Source organism: Knoellia sp. B-D-2, from assembly GCF_057714695.1.
Window position 1 is genome coordinate 300,247 of sequence record NZ_CM173189.1, and the last position, 22,375, is coordinate 322,621.

The 22,375-nt window shown below is 71.6% G+C and carries 19 protein-coding genes; 2 read left to right on the forward strand and 17 right to left on the reverse strand.

Going from position 1 to position 22,375, the window contains the following annotated elements; translation table 11 throughout:
- Nucleotides 1–47: 47 nt before the first annotated feature.
- On the reverse strand, nt 48–1,448 hold the full coding sequence (locus AC3EU2_RS01430) for an NAD(P)/FAD-dependent oxidoreductase (RefSeq protein WP_488177969.1): 1,401 nt from the start codon (nt 1,446–1,448) through the stop codon (nt 48–50).
- 150 nt (nt 1,449–1,598) lie between these two features.
- On the opposite strand from AC3EU2_RS01430, the gene AC3EU2_RS01435 reads away from it, so the two are divergent.
- Nucleotides 1,599–3,140, forward strand: a complete 1,542-nt coding sequence (locus AC3EU2_RS01435) for an APC family permease (RefSeq protein WP_488177970.1) — start codon at nt 1,599–1,601, stop codon at nt 3,138–3,140.
- 68 nt (nt 3,141–3,208) lie between these two features.
- Here the strand turns inward: AC3EU2_RS01435 and AC3EU2_RS01440 are convergent, their stop codons facing one another.
- Nucleotides 3,209–4,654 (reverse strand): gamma-aminobutyraldehyde dehydrogenase, encoded by a 1,446-nt coding sequence (locus tag AC3EU2_RS01440; protein WP_488177971.1) that lies wholly within the window; start codon nt 4,652–4,654, stop codon nt 3,209–3,211.
- A gap of 95 nt (nt 4,655–4,749) precedes the next feature.
- Between AC3EU2_RS01440 and AC3EU2_RS01445 the strand changes: the two genes are divergently transcribed.
- Entirely contained in the window at nt 4,750–6,666 is a 1,917-nt protein-coding gene (locus tag AC3EU2_RS01445; protein ID WP_488177972.1) for a primary-amine oxidase, read from the forward strand.
- Nucleotides 6,667–6,683: 17 nt separating this feature from the next.
- On the opposite strand, the gene gabT is transcribed toward AC3EU2_RS01445, so the two are convergent.
- From gabT to ffh, 15 genes are all read right to left on the reverse strand, one after another.
- Nucleotides 6,684–8,021: a 4-aminobutyrate--2-oxoglutarate transaminase gene (gene gabT, locus AC3EU2_RS01450; protein WP_488177973.1), complete on the reverse strand. Its 1,338-nt coding sequence runs from the start codon at nt 8,019–8,021 to the stop codon at nt 6,684–6,686.
- Between the two features lie 111 nt (nt 8,022–8,132).
- Nucleotides 8,133–8,762, reverse strand: coding sequence for a hypothetical protein (locus AC3EU2_RS01455; RefSeq protein ID WP_488177974.1), 630 nt, complete (start codon nt 8,760–8,762; stop codon nt 8,133–8,135).
- A complete protein-coding gene (trmD, locus tag AC3EU2_RS01460; RefSeq protein WP_488177975.1) occupies nt 8,759–9,976 on the reverse strand; it encodes a tRNA (guanosine(37)-N1)-methyltransferase TrmD in 1,218 nt (405 codons plus the stop codon). The genes AC3EU2_RS01455 and trmD overlap by 4 nt, the downstream gene beginning before the upstream one ends.
- 12 nt (nt 9,977–9,988) lie before the next feature.
- A complete protein-coding gene (gene rimM / locus AC3EU2_RS01465; RefSeq protein ID WP_488177976.1) occupies nt 9,989–10,540 on the reverse strand; it encodes a ribosome maturation factor RimM in 552 nt (183 codons plus the stop codon).
- Between the two features lie 89 nt (nt 10,541–10,629).
- Nucleotides 10,630–10,872, reverse strand: a complete 243-nt coding sequence (locus AC3EU2_RS01470; protein WP_035938719.1) for an RNA-binding protein — start codon at nt 10,870–10,872, stop codon at nt 10,630–10,632.
- Between the two features lie 2 nt (nt 10,873–10,874).
- The gene (rpsP, locus tag AC3EU2_RS01475) at nt 10,875–11,456 is read right to left on the reverse strand and encodes a 30S ribosomal protein S16 (protein ID WP_488177977.1); all 582 of its coding nucleotides are present in this window, start codon (nt 11,454–11,456) and stop codon (nt 10,875–10,877) included.
- Nucleotides 11,457–11,992: 536 nt separating this feature from the next.
- Nucleotides 11,993–13,057, reverse strand: coding sequence for a phosphotransferase (locus AC3EU2_RS01480; RefSeq protein ID WP_488177978.1), 1,065 nt, complete (start codon nt 13,055–13,057; stop codon nt 11,993–11,995).
- 19 nt (nt 13,058–13,076) lie between these two features.
- A complete protein-coding gene (locus AC3EU2_RS01485) occupies nt 13,077–14,609 on the reverse strand; it encodes an SDR family NAD(P)-dependent oxidoreductase (RefSeq protein WP_488179421.1) in 1,533 nt (510 codons plus the stop codon).
- 60 nt (nt 14,610–14,669) lie between these two features.
- Nucleotides 14,670–15,680 carry a sulfate/molybdate ABC transporter ATP-binding protein gene (locus AC3EU2_RS01490; RefSeq protein WP_488177979.1) on the reverse strand — a complete coding sequence of 337 codons (1,011 nt, stop codon included), beginning with the start codon at nt 15,678–15,680 and terminating at the stop codon, nt 14,670–14,672.
- Nucleotides 15,677–16,483: a sulfate ABC transporter permease subunit CysW gene (gene cysW, locus AC3EU2_RS01495; RefSeq protein WP_488177980.1), complete on the reverse strand. Its 807-nt coding sequence runs from the start codon at nt 16,481–16,483 to the stop codon at nt 15,677–15,679. The genes AC3EU2_RS01490 and cysW overlap by 4 nt, the downstream gene beginning before the upstream one ends.
- Nucleotides 16,480–17,406 (reverse strand): sulfate ABC transporter permease subunit CysT, encoded by a 927-nt coding sequence (cysT, locus tag AC3EU2_RS01500; protein ID WP_488177981.1) that lies wholly within the window; start codon nt 17,404–17,406, stop codon nt 16,480–16,482. Before cysT ends, cysW begins: the two co-directional genes overlap by 4 nt.
- A gap of 1 nt (nt 17,407) precedes the next feature.
- The gene (locus AC3EU2_RS01505; protein ID WP_488177982.1) at nt 17,408–18,448 is read right to left on the reverse strand and encodes a sulfate ABC transporter substrate-binding protein; all 1,041 of its coding nucleotides are present in this window, start codon (nt 18,446–18,448) and stop codon (nt 17,408–17,410) included.
- Nucleotides 18,449–18,582: 134 nt separating this feature from the next.
- Nucleotides 18,583–19,671 (reverse strand): amidohydrolase family protein, encoded by a 1,089-nt coding sequence (locus AC3EU2_RS01510; RefSeq protein WP_488177983.1) that lies wholly within the window; start codon nt 19,669–19,671, stop codon nt 18,583–18,585.
- Nucleotides 19,672–19,763: 92 nt separating this feature from the next.
- The gene (locus AC3EU2_RS01515) at nt 19,764–20,588 is read right to left on the reverse strand and encodes an alpha/beta fold hydrolase (RefSeq protein WP_488177984.1); all 825 of its coding nucleotides are present in this window, start codon (nt 20,586–20,588) and stop codon (nt 19,764–19,766) included.
- Nucleotides 20,585–22,192, reverse strand: coding sequence for a signal recognition particle protein (gene ffh / locus AC3EU2_RS01520; protein ID WP_488177985.1), 1,608 nt, complete (start codon nt 22,190–22,192; stop codon nt 20,585–20,587). Before ffh ends, AC3EU2_RS01515 begins: the two co-directional genes overlap by 4 nt.
- Nucleotides 22,193–22,375 lie beyond the last annotated feature (183 nt).

Here is a 22,375-nt window from a genome sequence, read left to right on the forward strand (position 1 = left end):
GTGTGTCGGCGCAGCCGAGCTGGAGGGTAGGAGTGGAGGCACGAGGGTCACGACTCGAACCCGAGCCCGACCCGGTCGAGGGTTCGCAGCCACAGGTTTCGCCGGCCCTGGTCGCGGTCGGCGCGTCGGATCGACCACGTCGTGGCCTGGATGGCGGCCCACCGCGCGGGTTCCGGCGGGAAGGGCAGGGGCTTGGTCCGGACCATCTGGAGTCGGGTGCGTTCGTTGTCCACCCGGTCGACCAGGTCGAGCATCACCCGGGCTCCGAACCGACTCGCGCCGACACCGAGCCCGGTGTAGCCCGCGACGTAGGCGACCCGGCCCCCGTGGGCTCGACCCCAGAAGGCGGTGAACCGGCTGCACGTGTCGATCGCACCGCCCCACCGGTGGGTGAAGCCGAGCCCGCGCAGCTGCGGGAAGGTGTGGAAGAACTGCTGCGCGAGCAGGGCATACGTCGGTGGACGGTGGTCGTACTCGGCGCGCACCCTGGACCCGAAGTGGTAGACGGCGTCATATCCGCCCCAGAGGATCCGGTTGTCGGCGGTCAGCCGGTAGTAGTGGAACTGGTTGGCGCTGTCGGCCAGACCGTGGCGGCCCTCCCAGCCGAGCGAGGACAGCTGCTCGGGGCTCAGCGGTTCGGTGACCAGGGTGTAGTCGTAGACGGGAATGACGTAGTGGCCCAGCCTCCGGAGCGGGCCGGGAAAGGCGTTGGTGCCGAGCACCGCCCTGGCCGAGCGGACGCTGCCGTGGTCGGTGCGCACCCGCACGCCCGCGCCGTCCCTGTCGAGGCCGATGACGGGGCTGTGCTCGTGCAGGCGCACGCCGAGGTCGAGGCACGCCCGTCGCAGTCCCCACGCCAGCTTGGCGGGGTGCAGCATCGCGACACCGTCGGGGTCGTGCATCGCCGCGAGGTAGGTCGGTGAGTCCACGTGAGCCCGGGCCTCGTCCCGGTCGAGGAAGGCCATCGAGCCGCCGTGGCGGTTGACCGTCTCGACGAGCTCGTGCAGGGCGTCGACCTGCCACGGCTCGACGGCGAAGTCCAGCTCGCCGGTGCGCTCGAACTCGGCGTCGATCCCGTGCCGGACGAGCGTGTCCTCGATCCCGTCGAGGTTGGCCCGGCCCATCGCCTGGAGGGTGTCGAACTCGGCGCCGAACCGGTCCAGTCCGTTGGCCTCACCGTGGGTGAGGCTGGCCGCACAGAAACCCCCGTTGCGGCCCGAGGCGGCCCACCCGACGGTGTGGCCCTCGAGGAGGACGACGTCGCGGGACGGGTCGTCCTCCTTGGCCTGCAGCGCCGCCCACAGGCCGGTGTAGCCGCCACCGACCACGACGAGGTCCGCCGTGGTCTCACCGATCAGCGCGGGTGCCGGGGATGGTGCCGCCGGGTCGGCCAACCAGAAGACCTTCGGCTCGGCATGAGCCAGTGAGGCGAGGTCATCGGTCACCATCGCCACATCGTCGCAGCCCACGACGGGCGCGGGCGGGGGAAACCCCGATTGCACGAAGCGCCCACGGCGGGTGCGGGCCGGGCATACAGTGCGCTCACTGGCGGACGTGCGCCCGCCCAGAGTGGAGGGCAGGTCGACGTGTCCACATCAATGAGGGAAACACCCGCCAGCGGGGACATCCGGGCGCACAAGGGACTCGACGAGGGGTCGCTGTCCTTCACGGGGACGCTGGCGATCGGGCTGGCGTCGGTGGCACCGGCGTACAGCCTGGCCGCCACCCTCGGCTACGTCGTCATCGAGACCGGGGTGCTCGCGCCGGTCGCGGTCATCCTCGGCTTCATCCCGATGCTGCTCACGGCCTTCGCCTACCGCGAGCTCAACACGGTGGTGCCGGACTGCGGCACGACCTTCACCTGGGTCACCAAGGCCTTCGGCCCGCGCACCGGCTGGTTCAGCGGCTGGGTGCTGGCGATGGCGGGGATCATCGTCCTGGCGAACCTCGCGCAGGTGGCGGCGCAGTACTCGTTCTACCTCTTCGGTGCCGATGACCTGGCCGAGAACAGGGTTGCGGTGACGGTGCTCGGCGTGGCCTTCATCGCGACGATGACCTGGGTCTCCTACCGCGGCATCGAGATCGCCCACTGGCTGCAGAACGTGCTGGTCGCGATCCAGTACGTCGCGCTCGCGGTGCTCGTCGGCGCGGTGTTCTGGGCGGTGCTCGGCCCGGACCGCCCCGACACCGCCATCGACATCTCGGCGTCGTGGTTCAACCCGTTGGCGTTCTTCCAGGAGGGCGGTGGCGGCTGGGGCTCGCTCACCGAGGGCATGATCCTCATGGTCTTCATCTACTGGGGCTGGGACACGATCCTGTCGCTCAACGAGGAGACCAAGGACAAGGAGCACACTCCTGGTCGGGCGGCCGTCGCCGCCACCCTGATCCTGCTGGCGACCTACCTGCTGGCGACCGTCGCGTCCGTGTCCTACGCCGGTGTCGGGGACACCGGGATCGGCCTGAGCAACGAGGAGAACGCCGACGACGTCTTCAGCGTCATCGGCGAACAGGTGCTCGGCGGCTGGGACTGGATCGTGCTGCTCGCGGTGCTCGTCTCGGCGGTGGCCTCGACGCAGACGACGATCCTGCCGGCCGCACGCGGGACGCTGGCGATGGGCGTCTACCGGGCGATCCTCACGAGGTTCGCCGACACCCACCCGCGCTACCTCACCCCGACCTACTCGACCCTGTTCATCGGCGGTCTCGCGACGGCGATCTACGTGGCGCTGAGCCTGCTGGGGGACAACGTCTACGGCGACGTGCTCCTGGCCATCGGCCTGATGATCGCCTTCTACTACGGCATCACGGCCTATGCCTGCGTCTGGTACTTCCGCAAGGACATCGCGCGCGGCGGGAAGGACCTGTGGGTCAAGGGGATCATGCCGCTGCTCGGTGCCCTGATCCTCACCTTCGCCTTCTTCAAGAGCGCGATCGACATGCTCTCGGCCGACTACGGCTACCTCGGCGCGTGGACCGTGCCCGGGCTGGGCTGGGAGATCGGCAGCGTCTTCCTCCTCGGGATGGGCACGATCCTGCTCGGCCTGCCGATCATGTGGGTCCTGTCCCGGCGCGAGGAGCAGAAGCCGTTCTTCCGTGGCGAGACGCTGCACGTGGACACGCCGGTCAAGGCTCCGGACTGAGCCGACCCACACCTGCGCGTATGCCGTGGCGTCGCCCCCTCGTGGGAGCGGCGCGACTGCCGTGCGGGTCAGCCCTCGAAGCCGTGGTACTGCATCACGTGCTTGACCCGGGTGTAGTCCTCGAACCCGTAGACCGAGAGGTCCTTGCCGTAACCGGAGTGCTTGAAGCCACCGTGCGGCATCTCGGCCAGCAGGGGGATGTGGGTGTTGATCCACACGCAGCCGAAGTCCAGTCGCGCGGCCATCCGGGCGGCGGTGCTCGCGTCCTTGGTCCACACCGATGACGACAGCCCGTAGACGGTGTCGTTGGCCATCTGCACGGCCTCGTCCTCGGTGCGGAACCGCTGCACCGTCATGACGGGACCGAACACCTCGGTCTGCACGAGCTCGTCGTCCTGGCGCAGGTCGGCGATGACGGTCGGGGCGTAGAAGTAGCCGGGGCGGTCGAGCCGCTGACCCCCGGTGGCGACGCGCGCGTGCGAGGGGGTGCGGTCGACGAGGCCCGAGATGTGGCCGAGCTGGTTCTCGTTGTTGATGGGCCCGTAGAGGATGTCCTCGTCATCGGCGTCGTAGCCGGTCTTGGTCGCCGCTGCGGCCGCAGCGAGGGCCGCGGTGAACTCGTCGTAGATGCCGTCCTGCACGATGACCCGGGTCGCCGCGGTGCAGTCCTGGCCACCGTTGAACAGGCCCGCGACGGAGATGCCCTCGACGGCCGCCTCGATGTCGACGTCGTCGAACACCACGACCGGGGCCTTGCCGCCGAGCTCGAGGTGGGCCTTCTTGAGGTCCGCCGCGGCGGCGGTCGCGACCGCCATCCCGGCACGCGTCGAGCCGGTGATGGACACGAGCTGCGGCACCTTGTGACGAGTCAGCGCCGCCCCGGTGTCGCGGTCGCCGGTCACGAGGTTGCACACGCCGGGCGGGAAGATCTCCTGCATCTTCTCGACCAGCCACACGGACGACGCGGGCGTCGTGTCGGACGGCTTGAGCACGACCGTGCACCCGGCGGCCAGGGCGGGCGCGAACTTCCAGACCGCCATCATCATCGGGTAGTTCCACGGCGTGACCTGGGCGACCGGTCCGGTCGGCTCACGTCGCACCGAGGACGTGTAGCCGCGCATGTACTCACCCGAGGACCGGCCCTCGAGGATCCGTGCCGCACCGGCGAAGAACCTGATCTGGTCCACCATCGGCGGCAGCTCCTCGGACATCGTCACCGAGAACGGCTTGCCGGTGTTCTCCGACTCGATCGCGACGAGCTCCTCGGCGTGCGTCTCGACGACGTCGGCGAGCTTGAGCAGCGCCTGCTGGCGCTCGTTCGGGGTGCTCCAGCGCCACGTCTCGAAGGCCTTGCCGGCTGCGGTGCAGGCGAGGTCGACGTCGTGCTCGTCCGAGTGCGGCGCGGTCGCGTACACCTCCCCCGTGGAGGGGTTGACGACGTCCATCATCGCTCCGGAGGCCGAGGGCCGGCGCTCGCCATTGATGATGTTGTGCAGAACCTTCTTCTCGGACATTGCTCACTCCCGGTATCGCCACCCTGACTGCGCCACGGCCCTACGGTGATCAGGCTAGGCCGAACCGGCACCGGCGACGAGGCAATGGAGCAGAAATGGCCCTTCACCCACTGGACCCGATGTCGGCGCAGGAGTTCGCCGCCACTGCCGCGATCCTTCGGCGCGACCGTGGGGTCGACGAGCGGTGGCGGTTCGCCGGGATCGAGCTCGCCGAGCCGGCCAAGGAGGTCCTGCGGGGCTGGACCCCGGGCAGCGACCTCGGTCGGACGGCATTCGCGGTCGTCTGGAACCGGGACGACAACCAGGCCCACGAGGCGGTCGTCGACCTCACCGGCGACCGGGTCGTGTCGTGGACCCATGTCCCGGGCGCGACTCCGAACTTCACCGTCGACGAGTGGCACGAGATCGACGAGCTCATGCGGGCCCACCCCGACGTCATCGCCGCGCTGGAGCGCCGGGGCATCACCGATCTCAGCCTGCTGCTCGTCGATGCCTGGACCTACGGCTACGAGCTGATGCCCGAGAGGTACCGCGACCGGCGCCTCGGCTGGTGCGACCTGTGGTTGCGAGAGACCCCTGATGGCAACCCGTACGCCCACCCGGTGCCGGGGCTCAAGCTCATCGTCGACATGAACTCCGGCGAGCTCCTCGAGATCGACGAGGGACCCGATCCCGGGATGCCCCGGGTCGACGGTGAGTACGCGCCCGCGGTCCGCGGGGGCGAGCTGCGCTCGGACCTCGCGCCGCTGCACATCACCCAGCCGGAGGGGGTCTCGTTCTCGCTCGACGGCAACGAGCTGTCCTGGCAGAGCTGGAGGCTGCGGGTCGGCTTCACCCATCGGGAGGGCCTCGTCCTGCACCAGGTCGGCTACGACGGTCGATCGATCGCGCACCGGATGTCGTTCGCGGAGATGATCGTGCCCTACCGCGACCCGAGCTTCGAGCACTACCGACGCACGGCGTACGACATCGGCGAGTGGGGTCTGGGGTTCATGACGACCTCGCTCGAGCTGGGCTGCGACTGCCTCGGCGAGATCCGCTACCTCGACGCGACCCTGCACGACAGCCGCGGCGAGCCGTACGAGATCCCCAACGCCATCTGCATCCACGAGGAGGACAACGCCGTGCTGTGGAAGCACGTCGACGACCACACCGGCGCCGAGGTGCGCCGCATGCGGCGTCTCGTCGTCTCGTTCCACGCGACGGTGGCCAACTACGAGTACATCGTCTACTGGCGCTTCCACCAGGACGGCAACATCGAGTGCGAGGTCCGCGCGACGGGACTGATGGTCACGACGCCGTTCGCCGAGGGTTCCGTCGCGCCGGAGACCGGGACCGTCGTCGACACGCAGACCTATGCGCCCTTCCACCAGCACTTCATCGTGGCCCGGCTCGACCTCGACATCGACGGGGAGGCCAACACGGTGCACGAGGTGGACGCCGAGGTCGTGCCGGTCTCCCCCGACAACCCGCACGGGCTGGCGCTCCGGACCCGGTCGACGCCGGTGCGTTCGGAGGCCGAGGCGGGCCGGGACTTCGACTGGCAGCGGCAGCGGGCCTGGAAGGTCGTCAACCCCAACCGGACCAACGCGCACGGGACGCACCCGGCATACAAGCTGGTTCCGAGCGCCTCGATCCCCGCACTCATGGATCCCGACACCCCGCAGTTCCGACGGGCGCCGGTGCTCGGGCACACGCTCTGGGTGACCCGGAACCACGAGCGCGAGCGGTGGCCCGCCGGGGACTACCCGACCCAGTCACGCGAGGACACCGGCATGAGCCGCTGGGTCGCCGACGACGAGTCGCTGGAGAACACCGACGTCGTGCTCTGGTACGTCATGGGGATCCACCACATCACCCGGGTCGAGGACTGGCCGATCATGCCGGCGGACACGGTCGCGTTCTGGCTCAAGCCTTTTGGCTTCTTCGACCGGAACCCGTCCATCGACGTCGCACCGACGGAGAAGGCTGCCCGACCCGGCGAAGGCTCTGAGCACCCGAGCTGCCACTGACGGCCGGACGCGGCCTCTCAGACCTCGGCGAAGGCCTCGTCGAGGACGTCGAGGCCCTCGGCGAGCAGGTGGTCCGGCATGGCCAGCGGCGGCAGGAAGCGCAGGACGTTGCCATCGGTGCCGCAGGTGAGCACGATGAGCCCGCGCTGGTGTGCGGCCGCAGCGACCGCCCTGGTGTGGCCGGGGTCGGGGGCACCGGTGGCGGGGTCGACGAGCTCGATCGCCATCATCGCGCCTCGCCCGCGGACGTCACCGACCCGCGGGTCGCGGTCGGCGAGCGCGGTGAGCCGCTCCCTCATGGTCGCCTCCATCGCCTGGGCGCGGCCCAGGAGGTCGTCCGCCTCGATGGTCTCGATGACGGCGAGCGCGGCGGCACAGGCGAGCGGGTTGCCTCCGTAGGTGCCGCCGAGTCCGCCGACGTGCGGGGCGTCCATCATCTCGGCGCGCCCGGTGACGGCGGCCAGCGGCAGACCGCCGGCGATCCCCTTGGCCGTGACGATGAGGTCCGGCACCACGCCCTCGTGCTCCATCGCGAACAGGGCTCCCGTGCGGGCGAAGCCGGTCTGCACCTCGTCGGCGACGAAGACCACGCCGGTGTCACGGCACCACTGCACCAGGCCCGCGATGAAACCCGGCGCGGGAACGATGAACCCGCCCTCGCCCTGGATCGGCTCGATGACGAGCGCCGCGAGGTTCTCGGCACCGACCTGCTTCTCGATCACGTCGATGGCCCGGGCGGCGGCGGCGGGACCGTCGAGGCCGTCGCGGTACGGGTAGGACAGCGGCGCGCGGTGGACCTCACCCGCAAAGGGCCCGAACCCCGACTTGTAGGGCATGTTCTTCGCGGTCATCGCCATGGTCAGGTTGGTCCGACCGTGGTAGGCGTGGTCGAAGACGACGACTCCCTGGCGCTTCGTGTGCTGGCGGGCGACCTTGACCGCGTTCTCGACGGCCTCCGCACCGGAGTTGAACAGCGCCGTCCGCTTCTCGTGGTCGCCCGGGGTGAGGCGGTTGAGCGCCTCGGCGACCCGGACGTAGCCCTCGTAGGGCGTGATCATGAAGCAGGTGTGGGTGAAGGCCTCGACCTGCTCGGCCACGGCGGCGGCGACCCGGGGCGCGCTGTTGCCGACCGTGGTGACGGCGATGCCCGAGCCGAAGTCGATGAGCGAGTTCCCGTCGACGTCGACGACGACGCCACCGCCGGCCGCGACGACGTAGACCGGGAGGGTCGAGCCCACCCCGGCGGCGACGGCGGCCCGCCTTCGGGTGTGCAGCTCGACGGACCTCGGCCCGGGGATCGCCGTGGCGAGGAGGCGGTGCTGGGCCAGGGTCGGGCCGCCGGTCGTCTCGCTCATGTGGACAATCTGGCACGTCTCGGCCCGGGTGGTCGAGTCGGTGCGGGCGCTGCTGCCGTCCGTGGGGCCACGCGGCTCGCGAGCCGCGTCGTGTCTCCCGAGCCGGATCGATCAGGCTCGCGAGGGCAGGTCCCGCTCGCGAGCCGGGTCCTGCCGGCCCGGGACGGCGGTGAGGACGGCGTTGGCGTAGCGGCGGTTGCGTCCGTAGTCGAGCCACTGCAGCGGGTATGCCGGCCGCGACCACGCCGTGACGAGTCCCGTGCCGTCGTGGGTGGGCTCGACCCGCACGGTCACCGTCTCGCCCCAGCTCGCCATCGAGAGCGACCGCGTCGTGACGACGGTGTGCGGGTCGGTGGTGCGGGGCGGGCCGAACTGCTGTGCGGCGAGGGCGGCGGCGACGGCCGCCCACACCTCGTGACCGGGGGCTCTGGTGACGACCTGCCCGAAGCTCGACGGCCCCGGGGCGGCCGGACCGTCGTGGCGCCGCTCCTTGCTCGCCGAGAGCGCGACGAGCCCGGCGAAGAGGGCCAGGAACCCGACGAGGACGAGCAGTCCGATCCCGAGGCCCACCGGGCCCGGCCGGACCGCGGTGACGGAGAAGCCGAGGAGCAGGGCGACGACGACCATCGCCGCGATCGCGACGCGCCGACCGAGCCGGAACTGGCGGACCACCGCGTCATGGGCCTGGCGCAGGTCGGGCAGGGTCGGCGGCACGGCCTGGGGGTGCGTCGGGGTGCTCATGCGGACACTGTGCCCGATGCCCGGTGCTTGGTGAGGTCGACCGTCCCCGGAAAGGCCCCCTCGCCGGGTCGCACCCGGTAGCCGGCCCTGCGGTACATCCGGAGGTTCTCGGTGCTCTTGGCCCCGGTGTTGAGCCACAGGGTGTCGGTGTCCTCGGGAGCGAGCGACTCGGCATACTCGAGCAGCTCTCGTCCCAGGCCGCGGCCCTGGAGGTACGGCGCGACCATGAGCCGCCCGATCTGCCAGGTCCCGGCGAGGTCCGGGTCGCGGCGCACGCGCAGCGAGGCGACGAGCTGCCCGTCCTTGCGCCAGACCCGCGTGTCCCAGTCGCGGATGCCGTCGCGGACCTCCTCGAGCGACTCCTCCCCCACGCCGAACATCCCGTAGCGGGCGATCTCCGGCAGCCAGCACGCCCGGGTGAGCACCTGGAGGTCGGGGGCGTCGGCGGGGGTCGCGACCCGCTCCTCGAGCTCGCGCAGCCCGGCAGCGGCGGCCGCCGGCGGCAGCAGGTCGGGACGCCGCGCGGCGGTGCGCTGCACCCGCTGCTCCTGCCGCCAGGCCGCGATGGCCCGGTGGTTGCCGCCGAGCAGCACCTCGGGCACGGCCCGACCGTCCCACTCGGCGGGCTTGGTGTAGACGGGGTACTCGAGGAGCCCGTCCTCGTGCGACTCCTCGACGAGCGACTCGGCGTTGCCGATGACGCCGGGCAGGAGGCGGGCGACCGCCTCCACCATCGCGAGCACCGCGACCTCGCCGCCGTTGAGGACGTAGTCACCCAGCGACAGCACGCGGACCGGCATGCGCTCGCCGGCCCACTCGTAGACCCGCTCGTCGATGCCCTCGTAGCGGCCGCACGCGAACGCCAGCCAGGGCTCGTCCGCGAGCTCCCGGGCGATCTGCTGCGTGAACGGCTCCCCGCCCGGGCCGGGCACGACGAGGGTCGGCACGGCGGCGGACTCGCCCAGGGCCGAGGCACCCTGTGCCACGACGTGGTCGAGGGCCTCGCTCCACGGACCGGCCTTCATGACCATGCCCGCGCCGCCGCCGTACGGCGAGTCGTCCACCGTGCGGTGCCGGTCGTGGGCGAAGTCGCGCAGGTCGTGGACGTGCAGGTCGAGCAGCCCGTCCCGCCTGGCCTTGCCGATGAGCGACAGGTCGAGCGGTGCGAGGTACTCCGGGAAGATCGAGATGACATCCAGTCGCAGGTGGCGCATGGCGGGCGGACCTCAGGACTCGTCGAGGTCGAAGAGCCCGGCGGGCGCGTCGACGACGACTCGCCCCGCCTCGGTGTCGACGTCGGTGACGATCGCCTCGACGAAGGGCACGAGCGCGTCCCGCCCACTCGCCAGCCGGACCTCGAGGAGGTCCTGCGCAGCGCCGACCACGAGGCCGGTGACCTTGCCGAGCGGGGCACCCGCGGGGTCGACGACGACGAGCCCGACGAGGTCGTGCTCGTACCAGCCCTCCTCGCCGTCGTCCGCGACCGCGTCCAGCTCGGCCGGCTCGACGAACAGGCGCGTCCCCCGCAGCGACTCCGCCCCGGTGCGGTCCGGGATCTCCGCGAAGCCGAGCAGCCAGGTCTGCTGGTGCCTGCGGGCGCTCGACAGGGTGAGGACGCGCGGGACTCCGGTGCCGGGCTCGGCCTCGGTGTCGAAGACGCGGCCGGCGACGAACCGGCGCTCCGGGTCGTCGGTGTGCGTCTGCACGGTCACCTCGCCGTTCAGCCCGTGAGGCTTGCCGATGCGGGCGATGAGCAGGGAGTCGGTGCTGCGGGGCATGGGCAGATCCTCTCAGGGGGCGGGCACGACAAACGCGCCGCACCCGCAGGTGCGACGCGTTCGTGTGTGCCGTGTGGTGCTCGGGGCGGTCAGCGCACCCGGTCGGTGTCGACGATGTCGATCCGGACCGGACGGCCACCGGCGAGGGCGGTCATCACCGTGCGCAGCGCGCTCGCGGTGCGGCCGGAGCGGCCGATGACCCGACCGAGGTCCTCGGGGTGGACCCGGACCTCGATGATCTCGCCACGACGGAGCTCCTTGCGCACGACCTTGACCTCGTCCTTGTGGTCGACGATCCCGGTGACGAGGTGCTCCAGCGCCTCTTCGAGCACGGTCAGGCCCCTGCCTCGTCAGCCTTGGCCGGGGTGTCAGCGCCCTCGGCGGGAGCGTCGGCGCTCTCGCTCGAGGCGCCGCTGGAGTCGGTGTCGGCCGCGGGGGCGACGTCGTCGGCCTTCGGGGCCTCCTGAACCTTGGGGGCCTCAACGGCCTTCTCCTCGGCCTGGGGGGCCTCGTCCTTCTTGGCGGCCTTCTTCTTGGCGGTGGTCGCGCGCGAGGAGTCGTCGCTCTCGGACTTGCCGGCGGCGGCGAGCGCGGCCTCGTAGAGGTCCTTCTTCTTCGGCTTGGGCTCCTTGAGCTTGAGCGTGCCCTCGGCGCCGGGCTCGCCCTTGTACTTCTGCCAGTCACCGGTCACCTTGAGCAGTGCGGCGACGGCCTCGGTCGGCTGCGCACCCTGGCTGAGCCAGTACTGGGCGCGCTCACCGTCGATGTCGATGACCGACGGCTCCTCGGTGGGGTGGTACTTGCCGATCTCCTCGATGGCCCGGCCATCGCGCTTGGTGCGCGAGTCCATGACGACGACGCGGTAGAACGGTGCACGGATCTTGCCCATGCGCTTGAGACGAATCTTGACGGCCACGTTGGTGGTCTCCGTTTCCAGTTGTGGGCACGGTCAGACCGCGGCGGAACACACGCGGGGTACCGATGCCCGGGGTAGGCATCCAGCCGACATCGGTGCCGGACAGAAGGTGTACAGCCGACCATTCTGCCAGACCGCCCCGGGTGGTCCGGACCACCGGCAGCGCATCCACACCCCGCCGTATGCCGTCCGCCCCTGTCCCGGGGTCGGCTGCGGTCCTACCGTGGTGGGGTGACCCGCACCCCGCGACCGGGGCTGATGTTCGCGCTCTGGGCGCTCACCGGGCTGGCTGGGGTCGTCAGCGTCCTCGGGATGCTCACGATCGGGATCTTCGTCGCGCCCCTGGCGCTCGCGCTGCTTGCGGTGTCGGTGGTGCTCACGGCGCGTCGGCCGGACCGGTGGCCGTCGGTGGCGGGGCTGGGTCTCGCGCTCGCCGCGGGCATCGGCTGGCTCGGCGTCGTCCTCGGCCGGGCCGACCCGTCCTCGGGGTCCTGCTCCGCCTCCGCCGACGGCGTGGTGACGTGCTCGTCCGACGGTCAGGCCGTGGTGCCGGGCTCCTTCGACGCCGCGGTCGCCGCCCCGTGGCTGGGCGCCGCCGCCGTCGTGGCCGTGCTCGCGGTCGCCGCATGGGTCGCGGCGAGCACCCGGGTCAAGGCGTCCGGGGTGGGGACGTAGGTCGCGAGGCCCTGCTCGATCTCGGCGAGCACCGCCGCCCGGTGCTCCTGCGCGAGACCCGGGTCCAGCGCGGAGCGGATCTGCCCGGCGAGGAAGTTCGCGTCGCTGCACAGCACCATGGTGAAGTCGTCGAGCGACTCGACCCGCCCCGGCCCTCCTGCCCTGCGGTAGGCCTCGACGGTCGCGGTGACCGCACCCTCGTCGACGTCGTCGCCGTCGACGTGCCACTGGACGAGGACCTTGGCGAGCTCGCGATGGGTGTCGGTCGGGCCGGCGTCCTCCCAGTCGATGGCCCGCAGCGAGCCGTCCAAGGCGATGAGGACGTTGTCGGGGTGGAGGTCGCGGTGCCCGACGACGAGACGCCCTCGAGGTGGACCGGCCCGCTCGACGCGACGGACGTGGTCCTCGAGGTCGGGCAGGCGCCGGGCCAGGGCGCCGGCCCACGGCCGTCCCGCGCTGCGAGTGAGGAGGTCGTGCCAGACGTCCGCGGAGGGCATCGTGCGGTACCACCCGCCGGGAGCCTCGTCACTGCCCGGGGCCGCGCCGTGCAGCGAGCCGAGCAGGATGCCGAGCCGGGTGGCGAGGCCGTCCGTGGCCGTCCCGACGGCTCGCCCCTCGACCCACCGCGTGACGCGTGCCTGTCCCCCACCGAACGCCTCCGGGACCGGGACGGCATACCGACCGGTCGGGTCGCTGACGTGGGCCGGCACCTCGATGCCCGCCCGGACGAAGTGGTCGAGGTGGGCGGCCTCACGACGGAGGTCGTCCTCGTCGACGGTCCCGAACGGCTGCTTCAGCGCGTACCGCCGCCCGCCCACGTCGAGCAGCGAGATCCGGCCCTGCGCGCCGCGGGCGGCCACGGTGAGGGTGACGGCTCCCTCACCCAGCCCGAAGGCGTCGCGCGCCCATTCGCCCAGGGAGGTCACGGCACACGCTCTCGGCCCGTCACCAGGGACTGGGCTCGAAGTCCTTGACGAAGGAGCCGTAGAGGTCCTCGCCGGCCTCGCCGCGCACGATCGGGTCGTAGACGCGGGCGGCGCCGTCGACGAGGTCGAGCGGGGCGTGCCAGCCCTCGGCGGCGATGCGCAGCTTCTCGTGGTGGGGGCGCTCGTCGGTGATCCAGCCGGTGTCGACGGCGGTCATGAGGATGCGGTCGGTCTCGAACATCTCACCCGAGCTCGTCCGGGTGAGCATGTTGAGGGCGGCCTTGGCCATGTTGGTGTGCGGGTGGCCGGGGCCCTTGTAGCGGCGGGAGAACTGGCCCTCCATCGCCGAGACGTTGACGACGTACGCGCGTCGGGCGCCCGCGGCGACCGCAGCGCGCAGCGACGGGCGCAGCCGGGAGATGAGGATGAAGGGGGCCGTCGAGTTGCAGAGCTGGACCTCGAGCAGCTCGAGCGGGTCGACCTCGTCGACGACCTGGGTCCAGCTGTTGTTGCGCTGGGTGTCGGGCAGGAGGCCGCCGGCGTCGACGGCGGTCCCCTCGAGGTGCGCCTCGAGGCTCGCGTGCCCGGCGGTGAGCGCCATCTCGGTCATCGAGGCCGCGGTGCGCTGGGCCAGCGAGCGGGCCGCCTCCTCCTCGCTCTCTCCCTCGTGGTGGGCGACCTTGTTGGCGGTCAGGGTGCCGAGGAGGTTGGCGGGGTGGGCGTCGCTGATCCGGTCGAAGGTCACGAGCTCGGGGTAGCGCACGGTGCTCTCGAGCGGCACCTGCTCCCCGTCGACGAGGGGCGAGTAGGAGCCCGGGGAGCGGCGCACGGTCTGCGCCGCATTGTTGATGAGGATGTCGAGCGGACCGGCGGCGGCGACCTCGTCCGCGAGCGCGACGACCTGGGTGGGGTCGCGCAGGTCGATGCCGACGACCTTGAGCCGGTCGATCCACTCGTGCGAGTCCGGCTGTGCCGCAAACCTCCTCGCCGCGTCGTGGGGGAAGCGGGTGGTGATCGTCAGGTGGGCGCCGTCGCGCAGGAGCATGAGCGCGATGTACATGCCGATCTTGGCGCGGCCCCCGGTGAGCAGGGCGCGCTTGCCGGTGAGGTCGGCTCGCTGCTCCCGCTTCGCGTGGCTCTTGGCGGCGCAGGTCGGGCAGAGCCAGTGGTAGAACGCGTCGATGAGCGTGTAGTCGGCCTTGCAGATGTAGCAGCCGCGCGGGTTGATGAGCTCCCCGACCGTCGCGCCGGGCGGCGGCACGTCGAGCAGGATGCCCTTGGTCTCGTCGTCGATGCGCATCGGCGAGCCCGTGGCGGTTCGGGCGAGGATCGCCTCGTCGTGGTCGATCTGCGGCTGCTTGGCCTCGCGCCGGCGGGCCTTGCGGACCTGCTTGTACATCCGGCCGGTGGCGCGCTTCACCGTCTGGATGTCGGGGTGGTCGGCGTCGAGCGCGGGCAGCTGGTCGAGGACGCGGAGCAGGGTGGCGAGGTCATCGGGGTCGACGCCGGGCCCGACCTCGGGGCCGGCTCCCTCGCTCGTCGCGGTCTGCACAGGGTCCACAGCCGCATTGTGTCCCACCCCGCGGGTCCTCTCCGAATCCGCGGGAGCGCGTCAGATGGCGAGGGCGGGTTCGACCTCGGCCGGGTTGACGACCTGCACCGTGTGCGCGAAGACCGTGTCGCCGGGCTGCAGCGCGAGCGCGTCGGCCTCGGCGCGCGTGAGCTGGGCGGCGAACCGCTCCCCCGTGTCGGCACGCAGGTCGACCCGGACCTCGAACCCGAGCCGGACCACGCGTTCGACGACCGCCTCGATGACGCCGGGCGAGCCACCCACCCGGGCGTCGAGCTGCAGGGCGCGCTCCCGGGTGCGGTGGAGCGCGATGTCGTGGGGCCGCACGAGCTGGCCGCCCAGCCGCGCGACCGAGCCGAGGAACGACATGACGAAGTCGTTGGCGGGGCGGTCGTAGAGCGCCACCGGGTCCCCGACCTGCTCGATGCGGCCCTTGTTGAGGACGGCGATCCGGTCGGCGACGTCAAGCGCCTCCTCCTGGTCGTGCGTGACGAGGACCGTCGTCACGTGCACCTCGTCGTGGAGGCGACGCAGCCACTGGCGCAGGTCCGCGCGCACCTTGGCGTCGAGGGCGCCGAACGGCTCGTCGAGGAGCAGCACCTCGGGGTCGACGGCGAGCGCCCGGGCCAGGGCCATCCGCTGGCGCTGACCACCGGAGAGCTGGGCCGGGTAGCGGTGCTGGAACCCGTCGAGCCCGACGATCTGGAGCAGGTCGTCGACCTTGCGCGCGATCTCGGCCTTCGGGCGCTTGCGGATCGTCAGCCCGAACGCGACGTTGTCGCGCACCGTCATGTGCTTGAAGGCCGCGTAGTGCTGGAAGACGAAGCCGATCCCCCGCTTCTGGGGCGGCACCCCGGTGACGTCGCGGCCGCCGATGACGACCTGTCCCCCGTCGAGGCCCTCGAGCCCGGCGATGGCGCGCAGCAGGGTCGACTTGCCCGAGCCGCTCGGACCCAGCAGTGCGGTGAGCGTGCCCGCCGGGATCTCGAGCGACACGTCGTCGAGTGCGGTGAAGTCGCCGTAGCTCTTCCTGGCGCCGGTCACGGTGATCATCGGGTGCTCCTCTTGCGGTCGAGCAGGGTCATCCCCAGCAACGTCGCGACCGCGAGACCCATGAGGAGGGTCGCGGCGGCATAGGCGCCGTAGGTGTTGTGGTCGTCGATGTAGCGGGAGTGGACGAGAAGGGTGAGGGTCTGGGAGACGCCGGGGAAGCCGGAGCTCACCATGATGACGGCGCCGAACTCGCCGAGCGCGCGGGCGATCGTCAGCACCACGCCGTAGGTGAGTCCCCAGCGGATCGCCGGGAGGGTGATCCGCCAGAAGGTCTGCCACGAGCTCGCGCCGAGCGTCGACGCGGCCTGCTCCTGCTCGGTGCCGATCTCGTGCAGCACCGGCTCGACCTCGCGCACGACGAACGGGAGCGTGACGAAGAGCGTGGCGACGACCATGCCGGGCAGTCCGAAGATCACCTGGAAGCCGAGGCCCTCGACGCCGCCGAACCAGCCGCCGGACCCCCACAGGAGGATGAGCGCGACGCCGACGACGATCGGCGAGACCGCGAACGGCAGGTCGACGACGGCCTGGAGCAGGCCCTTGCCGGGGAAGCGGCCGCGGACGAGGGCGAGCGCCGTCCCGACGCCGAAGACGACGTTGAGCGGGACGAGGATCGCGACGATGAGCAGCGAGAGGTTGAGCGCGGCGAGCGCCGCCGGCGTGCGGACCGACTCGACGAACGCGCCGACGCCCGGCTCGAAGGTCCGCCACAGGATGAGGGCGATCGGCACCGCGACGAGGAGCACGAGGTAGCCCAGGGCGACGGTCCGCAGACCCAGCCGCGCGGGGGTGGTGGTCGTCATGCGGAGTCCTCCTCACGGCGCAGGCCGCGGCCGGCATACCAGCGCAGGACGGCGAGGGTCGCGAAGGCGATCGCGAGCAGCGCGACCGAGACCGCGGCGGCGTTGACCGGGCGGTCGATCTCGATCTGCTGCTGGATGTACTGGGACGCGACCTGCGTCTCGCGCGGGATGTTGCCGCCGATGAGGACGACGGAGCCGTACTCGCCGATGGCCCGGGCGAAGGCCAGTCCGGTGCCGCTGATGATCGCGGGGGTGAGCGTGGGGAGCACGACCCGGCGGAAGGTCGTCCAGCTCGACGCACCCAGCGAGGCCGACGCCTCCTCGACCTCGCGGTCGGCCTCGATGAGCACCGGCTGCACCGAGCGGACGACGAACGGCAGGGTGACGAACGCGAGGGCGACGACGAGGCCGGGCTGCGTCGCGTTGAGGTGGATGCCGACGGGGCTGTTGGGGCCGTAGAGCGAGAGCAGGACGATGCTCGCGACGATCGTCGGCAGCGCGAACGGCAGGTCGATGAGCGCGTTGACGATGCGCTTGCCCGGGAAGTCGTCGCGCACCAGCACCCAGGCGATGAGGGTGCCCATGACCGCGTTGACCAGGGCCACGACGACGGCGGCGACGATCGTCACGCGCAGCGAGGCGAGCGCGACCGGCGCGGTGACCGCCTCCCAGAAGCCGCCCCACCCGTCCTCGAAGGACGTCTCGGTGAGGGCCGCCAGGGGCAGCAGCACCATGACGCTCAGCCAGAGCCCGACGACGCCGACGCCGAGCGGGCGCCCGACCCGGCCGAGCCCGGACCGGCCGGCCGGGCGTGGCGGCTCGCCCTCGGGCGTGGCCGCCGGGCTCGCGTCCGGTGGCTGCGCGGACGGCGGCAGGGCCGACACGTCCGTGCCGCCCCTGCCGCCGGTCACGGTCGTCGTCATGTCAGGACGTCGCCTTGTCATAGATGACGGCGATGGAGCCGGTGTCCTTCTTGAACAGCGTGCCGTCGACGGTCTTCCAGCCACCGAGGTCGTCGATCGTCCAGAGCTTCGCGGGCTCCGGGAAGTCCTTGGCGAAGTCCTTCGCGACGGCCTCGTCCACCGGACGGAAACCGGCCTGCGCCCACAGCTTCTGGGCCTCGGGGGTGAAGAGGTAGTCGCGGAAGGCGGTGGCCTTCTCGACGTTCTCGCCCTTGCTGAGGACGGCGACGGGGTTCTCGATCTTGAACGTCGTCGGTGGCGTGACGTGCTCGACCGGGTCGCCCTTGCGCTCGGCGAACAGCGCCTCGTTCTCGTAGCTGAGGAGCACGTCGCCCGTCCCCTGGAGGAAGGTCTCGGTGGCCTCGCGTCCCGACTTCGGCTGGACCTTGACGTGGCCCGTGACGAGCTGCTCGATGAAGGCGAGCCCGGCCGCCGGGTTCTTCCCGCCCTCGCTCTTGGCGGCGTACGGCGCGAGGAGGTTCCACTTCGCCGAGCCGGAGCTGAACGGGTTGGGCGTGACGACCTCGACGCCCGGCTTGAGCAGGTCGTCCCAGTCGTTGATGGCCTCGGGGTTGCCCTTGCGGGTCACGATCGTCACGACCGAGCCGAACGGGATGCCCCGGTGCTCACCGGCGTTCCAGTCCGCCGCGACGAGGCCGGCCTCGACGAGCCGGGTGATGTCCGGCTCGACCGAGAAGTTGACGAAATCAGCAGCGGCACCAGCCGCGACCTTGCGCGACTGGTCCCCGGAGGCGCCGTAGGACTGCTGGAAGGTCACGCCCCTGCCCTCGTCGGTGGCGTTGAACGCCGGGACGACCTTGTCGAAGCCGACCTTGGGGACGGCGTACGCGAAGAGGTTGAGGGTGCTCGTCGACGCGGGCGCGGCATCCGCGGCGGCCGCCGCCCCGGCGGTGTCGCTCGCTCCGCCACCGGCACAGGCCGTCATCACCATCGCACCAGCGGTCGCGGCGGCGGCCAGGGCGAGGCGGGGATGACGGCTCATGGGGGAACTCCTTCGATCACGGTCCGACAGAGCTGGCCACGCGGCCGCAGTTCCTGTCGGACACCTCGAAGTTTGGATAAGCCGAAGTTATCCGTCAAACAACATTAGATTATGTCTCGCATCGTGGATGCGCGTCAGAAGGTGACGCCCCGCAGCACGATCGCCGTCGGCTCCCCCAGTGCGGTGACGTCCTCGCGCGGGTCGCGGTCGAGCGCGAGCAGGTCGGCGTCGGCGCCCTCCTCGAGCCCGGGGCGCCGCAGCCAGGCTCGGGCTCCCCACGTGGCGGCGCCGAGGGCCTCGTGGTGCGACATGCCCACCCGGGTCAGCTCGACGGCCTCCTGCGCTGCCAGCCCGTGCTCGATGGAGCCTCCCGCGTCGGTCCCGAGATAGATCGGTATGCCGGCCTCGCGCGCCGCGCCGAACGTCTCGTAGCGGCGTGCGTGCAGGTCGAGCATCCGGCGGTGGTAGTCGGGGAACTTGTCCTTCGCGGACTCGGCGATCTGCGGGAAGGTCGCGATGTTGACGAGCGTCGGGACGATCGCAATCCCTTGTGCCGCAAAGGAGTCGATCGTGTCCGGCTCCAGACCGGTGGCGTGCTCGATGCAGTCGGTGCCGGCCGCGGCGAAGTCGCGCAGCGATTCGGGACCGAAGCAGTGGGCGGTGGTGCGCGCCCCCTCCTCGTGCGCGGCGGCGACCGCCTCCGCCAGGACGTCGGCGGGCCAGCACGGCTCGAGGTCCCCCGTGTCGCGGTCGATCCAGTCGCCGACGAGCTTGACCCAGCCGTCCCCGGCTCGGGCCTCGATGCGGACCCGCTCGACGAGCTGCTCGGGCTCGACCTCGTGGGCGTAGTTGCGGATGTAGCGCCTGGTCCTCGCGATGTGGCGACCCGCGCGGATGACCTTGGGGAGGTCGTCGCGCTCGTCGATCCAGCGGGTGTCGGCGGGCGAGCCGGCGTCACGGACGAGCAGGGTGCCGTGGTCGCGGTCGGTGACCGCCTGCGCCTCGGTCGTGGCGTCGTCGACGGCGCCGTGCCGGTCCAGCCCCACGTGGCAGTGGGCGTCGACCATGCCGGGGACGAACCAGCCGCGCAGGGTCTCGACGTCGTGGCCGGGTCCGGTCGGTCGCTCGAAGGTGATCCGGCCCCCGACCACCCAGGCCTCGGGCCGCACCTCCTCGTGGCCGACGAGGACCTCTCCCGACAAATGCAGCACCGGTGGCGTCATGCTGCCCGACCCTATGCGCTGCGTCAGCGCCAGTGGTTGCTAGAACCACCACTTGCGCTGACGCAACGGTGGGGTCCGCGTGAGGGGCCCGGTCAGGCGGGCGGAGCGGCGGTGATGACGCGGCGCAGCGCCTCGACGACGATCTCGGGCGAGTCGGTGTGCACCCAGTGCGAGGCGCCCTTGACGGTGACCAGGCGGACCCGGGGGAAGAGGGCGCGCATGCCCTCGGCGTCCTCCGGCCGGATGTAGCCCGACTCGCCGCCGGCGACCCAGAGGACGGGACCGGCATACGGCTCGACGTCACCGGGTGCGACCGGGAAGGCGGCGATGACCGAGTCCGTCCCCCGCGCGGCGTCGGCCGCGAACAGCTCGACGTTGGCCTGCCACCGCCACCCGGCACCCTCGCGGCGGAGGTTCTGCAGGAGGAAGGACTTGATGCCCGGGTCGGGCTCGGCGAACCGGGCCTCGGCGTCGGTCCGATCGGTGAGCTCCGCGAGCGGGAGCGCCTGCATCTCGCGGATGTAGCCCCCGAACCGTTCGAGCGAACCGTACGACCTGGGGGCGATGTCGACGACGACGAGGCGGGGCACGAGGTCGGGCTCGCGCAGCGCCAGGACCATGGCGGTCTTCCCGCCGAGCGAGTGCCCGACGACGACCCACGGCCCCGGGTCGATGGCCCGCAGCGTGGAGGCGACGGAGCCGGCATACGCCTCGTAGGAGAACTCCTCGCTCCACGGGGAGCGGCCGTGGTCGGGCAGGTCCACCAGCGTGCAGCGCGCCCGGTCGCCGTCGGGACCGGCGAGGCCCTTGGCGATCGTCGACCAGTTGCGGCCCTGACCGAAGAGGCCGTGGAGGAACGCGACGCGCGGACCCGCCGTGCCGACCGACAGCGTGTTGAGCGGGCCCGCGGGGCTCACCTGCCCAGGAACTTCTCGAAGCCCTTGGGCAGCTGGGTGGGGTCGAGGGTCGCCGGGTCGAGGGCGGGAGCGTCCGCGCCGCCACCGAAGGCCCCACCGGCCGGCGTGGCGGTCGGCCGCTGCGCCTCGGCCCGGGCGTCGGCGGCCCGCTTGGCCGGGTTGCCCGACCTGGACTTCCTGCGCTGCGGGACCTGCTGCTGCTTCTTGCGGCCGCCGCCACCCATGCCGGGCATTCCGGGCATCCCCGGGATGCCGCCGCCGCGGGCGAGCTGCTTCATCATCTTCTGGGCCTCGCCGAAGCGCTCGAGCAGCTGGTTGACCTCGGAGACGGTGACACCCGAGCCGCCGGCGATGCGGGCTCGGCGCGAGCCGTTGATCTGTTTGGGGTGGTTGCGCTCGAACGGCGTCATCGAGCGGACCATCGCCTCGACCCGGTCGAACTCGCGCTCGTCGAGGTTGTCGAGCTGGGCCGACATCTGCCCCATGCCCGGCATCATCTTGAGCATCGACTTGAGCGAGCCCATCTTCTTGATCGCGGCCATCTGCTGGAGGAAGTCGTCGAACGTGAAGTCCTCGGCCGCGAGGAACTTGCGCTCCATCTCGGCGGCGTCGGCGCGGTCGAACGCCTTCTCGGCCTGCTCGATGAGGGTGAGGACGTCACCCATGTCGAGGATGCGCGAGGCCATGCGGTCGGGGTGGAAGACCTCGAAGTCCTTGACGCCCTCGCCGGTGCTGGCGAACATGATCGGGCGGCCCGTGACACCGGCGACCGACAGGGCGGCGCCACCGCGGGCGTCGCCGTCGAGCTTGGACAGGACGACACCGGTGAAGTCGACGCCCTCGAGGAAGGCCTCGGCGGTCTCGACCGCGGCTTGGCCGATCATCGCGTCGATGACGAAGAGGACCTCGTGCGGGTTGATCGCCGCGCGGATGTCCCCGGCCTGCTTCATGAGGTTCTCGTCGACGGCGAGACGGCCGGCGGTGTCGACGATGACGACGTCGTGCTGGCGGTTCACGGCCTCGCGGATGCCGTCCCGGGACACGGTGACCGGGTCGCCGAAGCTCTTGGTGCCCTCACCCGTCGGCCCGACGGCGTCGTGGCCGCCCACGTTGCCCTGCTCGGGCGCGTAGACCGGGACGCCGGCGCGCTCGCCGACGACCTGGAGCTGGGTCACGGCGTTGGGGCGCTGGAGGTCGGCGGCGACGAGGATCGGGGTGTGACCCTGGTCCTTGAGCCACTTGGCGAGCTTGCCGGCGAGGGTCGTCTTGCCCGCACCCTGGAGGCCCGCGAGCATGATGACGGTGGGGCCGGACTTGGCGAAGCGGATCGTGCGCGTCGAGCCGCCGAGGATCGCGACGAGCTCCTCGTTGACGATCTTGACGACCTGCTGGGCCGGGTTGAGCGCCTGGGAGACCTCGGCGCCGAGCGCGCGCTCACGGACGGCGTGCGTGAACTCCTTGACGACCGGCAGGGCGACGTCGGCGTCGAGGAGCGCCATCCGGATGTCGCGGACGGTCTTGTTGACGTCGGACTCGGACAGGCGCCCCTTCGTGCGGAGGTTCTTGAAGGTCGCTGTCAGGCGGTCGGAGAGGCTCGTGAACACCGCACAAGGCTAACCGCCGCCGTCCCCTGCCGTGGACCCGTGCCCACCCCCACGCCCCTTGCGTCCGCAACAGTGGTCGGGATCGCGACCAGGGTTGCGGACGCCGGAGGCGGGCCGGGGCGTGCGTCCGCAACAGTGGCCGGGATCGCGACCAGGGTTGCGGACGCAAGCAGTGACGGGAGG

Bases quoted from the DNA above. Each gene is read 5' to 3' on its own strand.
- AC3EU2_RS01505 (WP_488177982.1), bottom strand. From the start codon at position 18,448: ATGAGCCGTCATCCCCGCCTCGCCCTGGCCGCCGCCGCGACCGCTGGT.
- cysW (WP_488177980.1), bottom strand. From the start codon at position 16,483: ATGACGACCACCACCCCCGCGCGGCTGGGTCTGCGGACCGTCGCCCTG.
- gabT (WP_488177973.1), bottom strand. From the start codon at position 8,021: ATGAGCGAGACGACCGGCGGCCCGACCCTGGCCCAGCACCGCCTCCTC.
- AC3EU2_RS01490 (WP_488177979.1), bottom strand. From the start codon at position 15,680: ATGATCACCGTGACCGGCGCCAGGAAGAGCTACGGCGACTTCACCGCA.
- AC3EU2_RS01430 (WP_488177969.1), bottom strand. From the start codon at position 1,448: ATGGTGACCGATGACCTCGCCTCACTGGCTCATGCCGAGCCGAAGGTC.
- cysT (WP_488177981.1), bottom strand. From the start codon at position 17,406: ATGACGACGACCGTGACCGGCGGCAGGGGCGGCACGGACGTGTCGGCC.
- AC3EU2_RS01435 (WP_488177970.1), top strand. From the start codon at position 1,599: ATGAGGGAAACACCCGCCAGCGGGGACATCCGGGCGCACAAGGGACTC.
- AC3EU2_RS01440 (WP_488177971.1), bottom strand. From the start codon at position 4,654: ATGTCCGAGAAGAAGGTTCTGCACAACATCATCAATGGCGAGCGCCGG.
- trmD (WP_488177975.1), bottom strand. From the start codon at position 9,976: ATGCGCCACCTGCGACTGGATGTCATCTCGATCTTCCCGGAGTACCTC.
- AC3EU2_RS01445 (WP_488177972.1), top strand. From the start codon at position 4,750: ATGGCCCTTCACCCACTGGACCCGATGTCGGCGCAGGAGTTCGCCGCC.
- rimM (WP_488177976.1), bottom strand. From the start codon at position 10,540: ATGCCCCGCAGCACCGACTCCCTGCTCATCGCCCGCATCGGCAAGCCT.
- AC3EU2_RS01455 (WP_488177974.1), bottom strand. From the start codon at position 8,762: ATGAGCACCCCGACGCACCCCCAGGCCGTGCCGCCGACCCTGCCCGAC.
- AC3EU2_RS01510 (WP_488177983.1), bottom strand. From the start codon at position 19,671: ATGACGCCACCGGTGCTGCATTTGTCGGGAGAGGTCCTCGTCGGCCAC.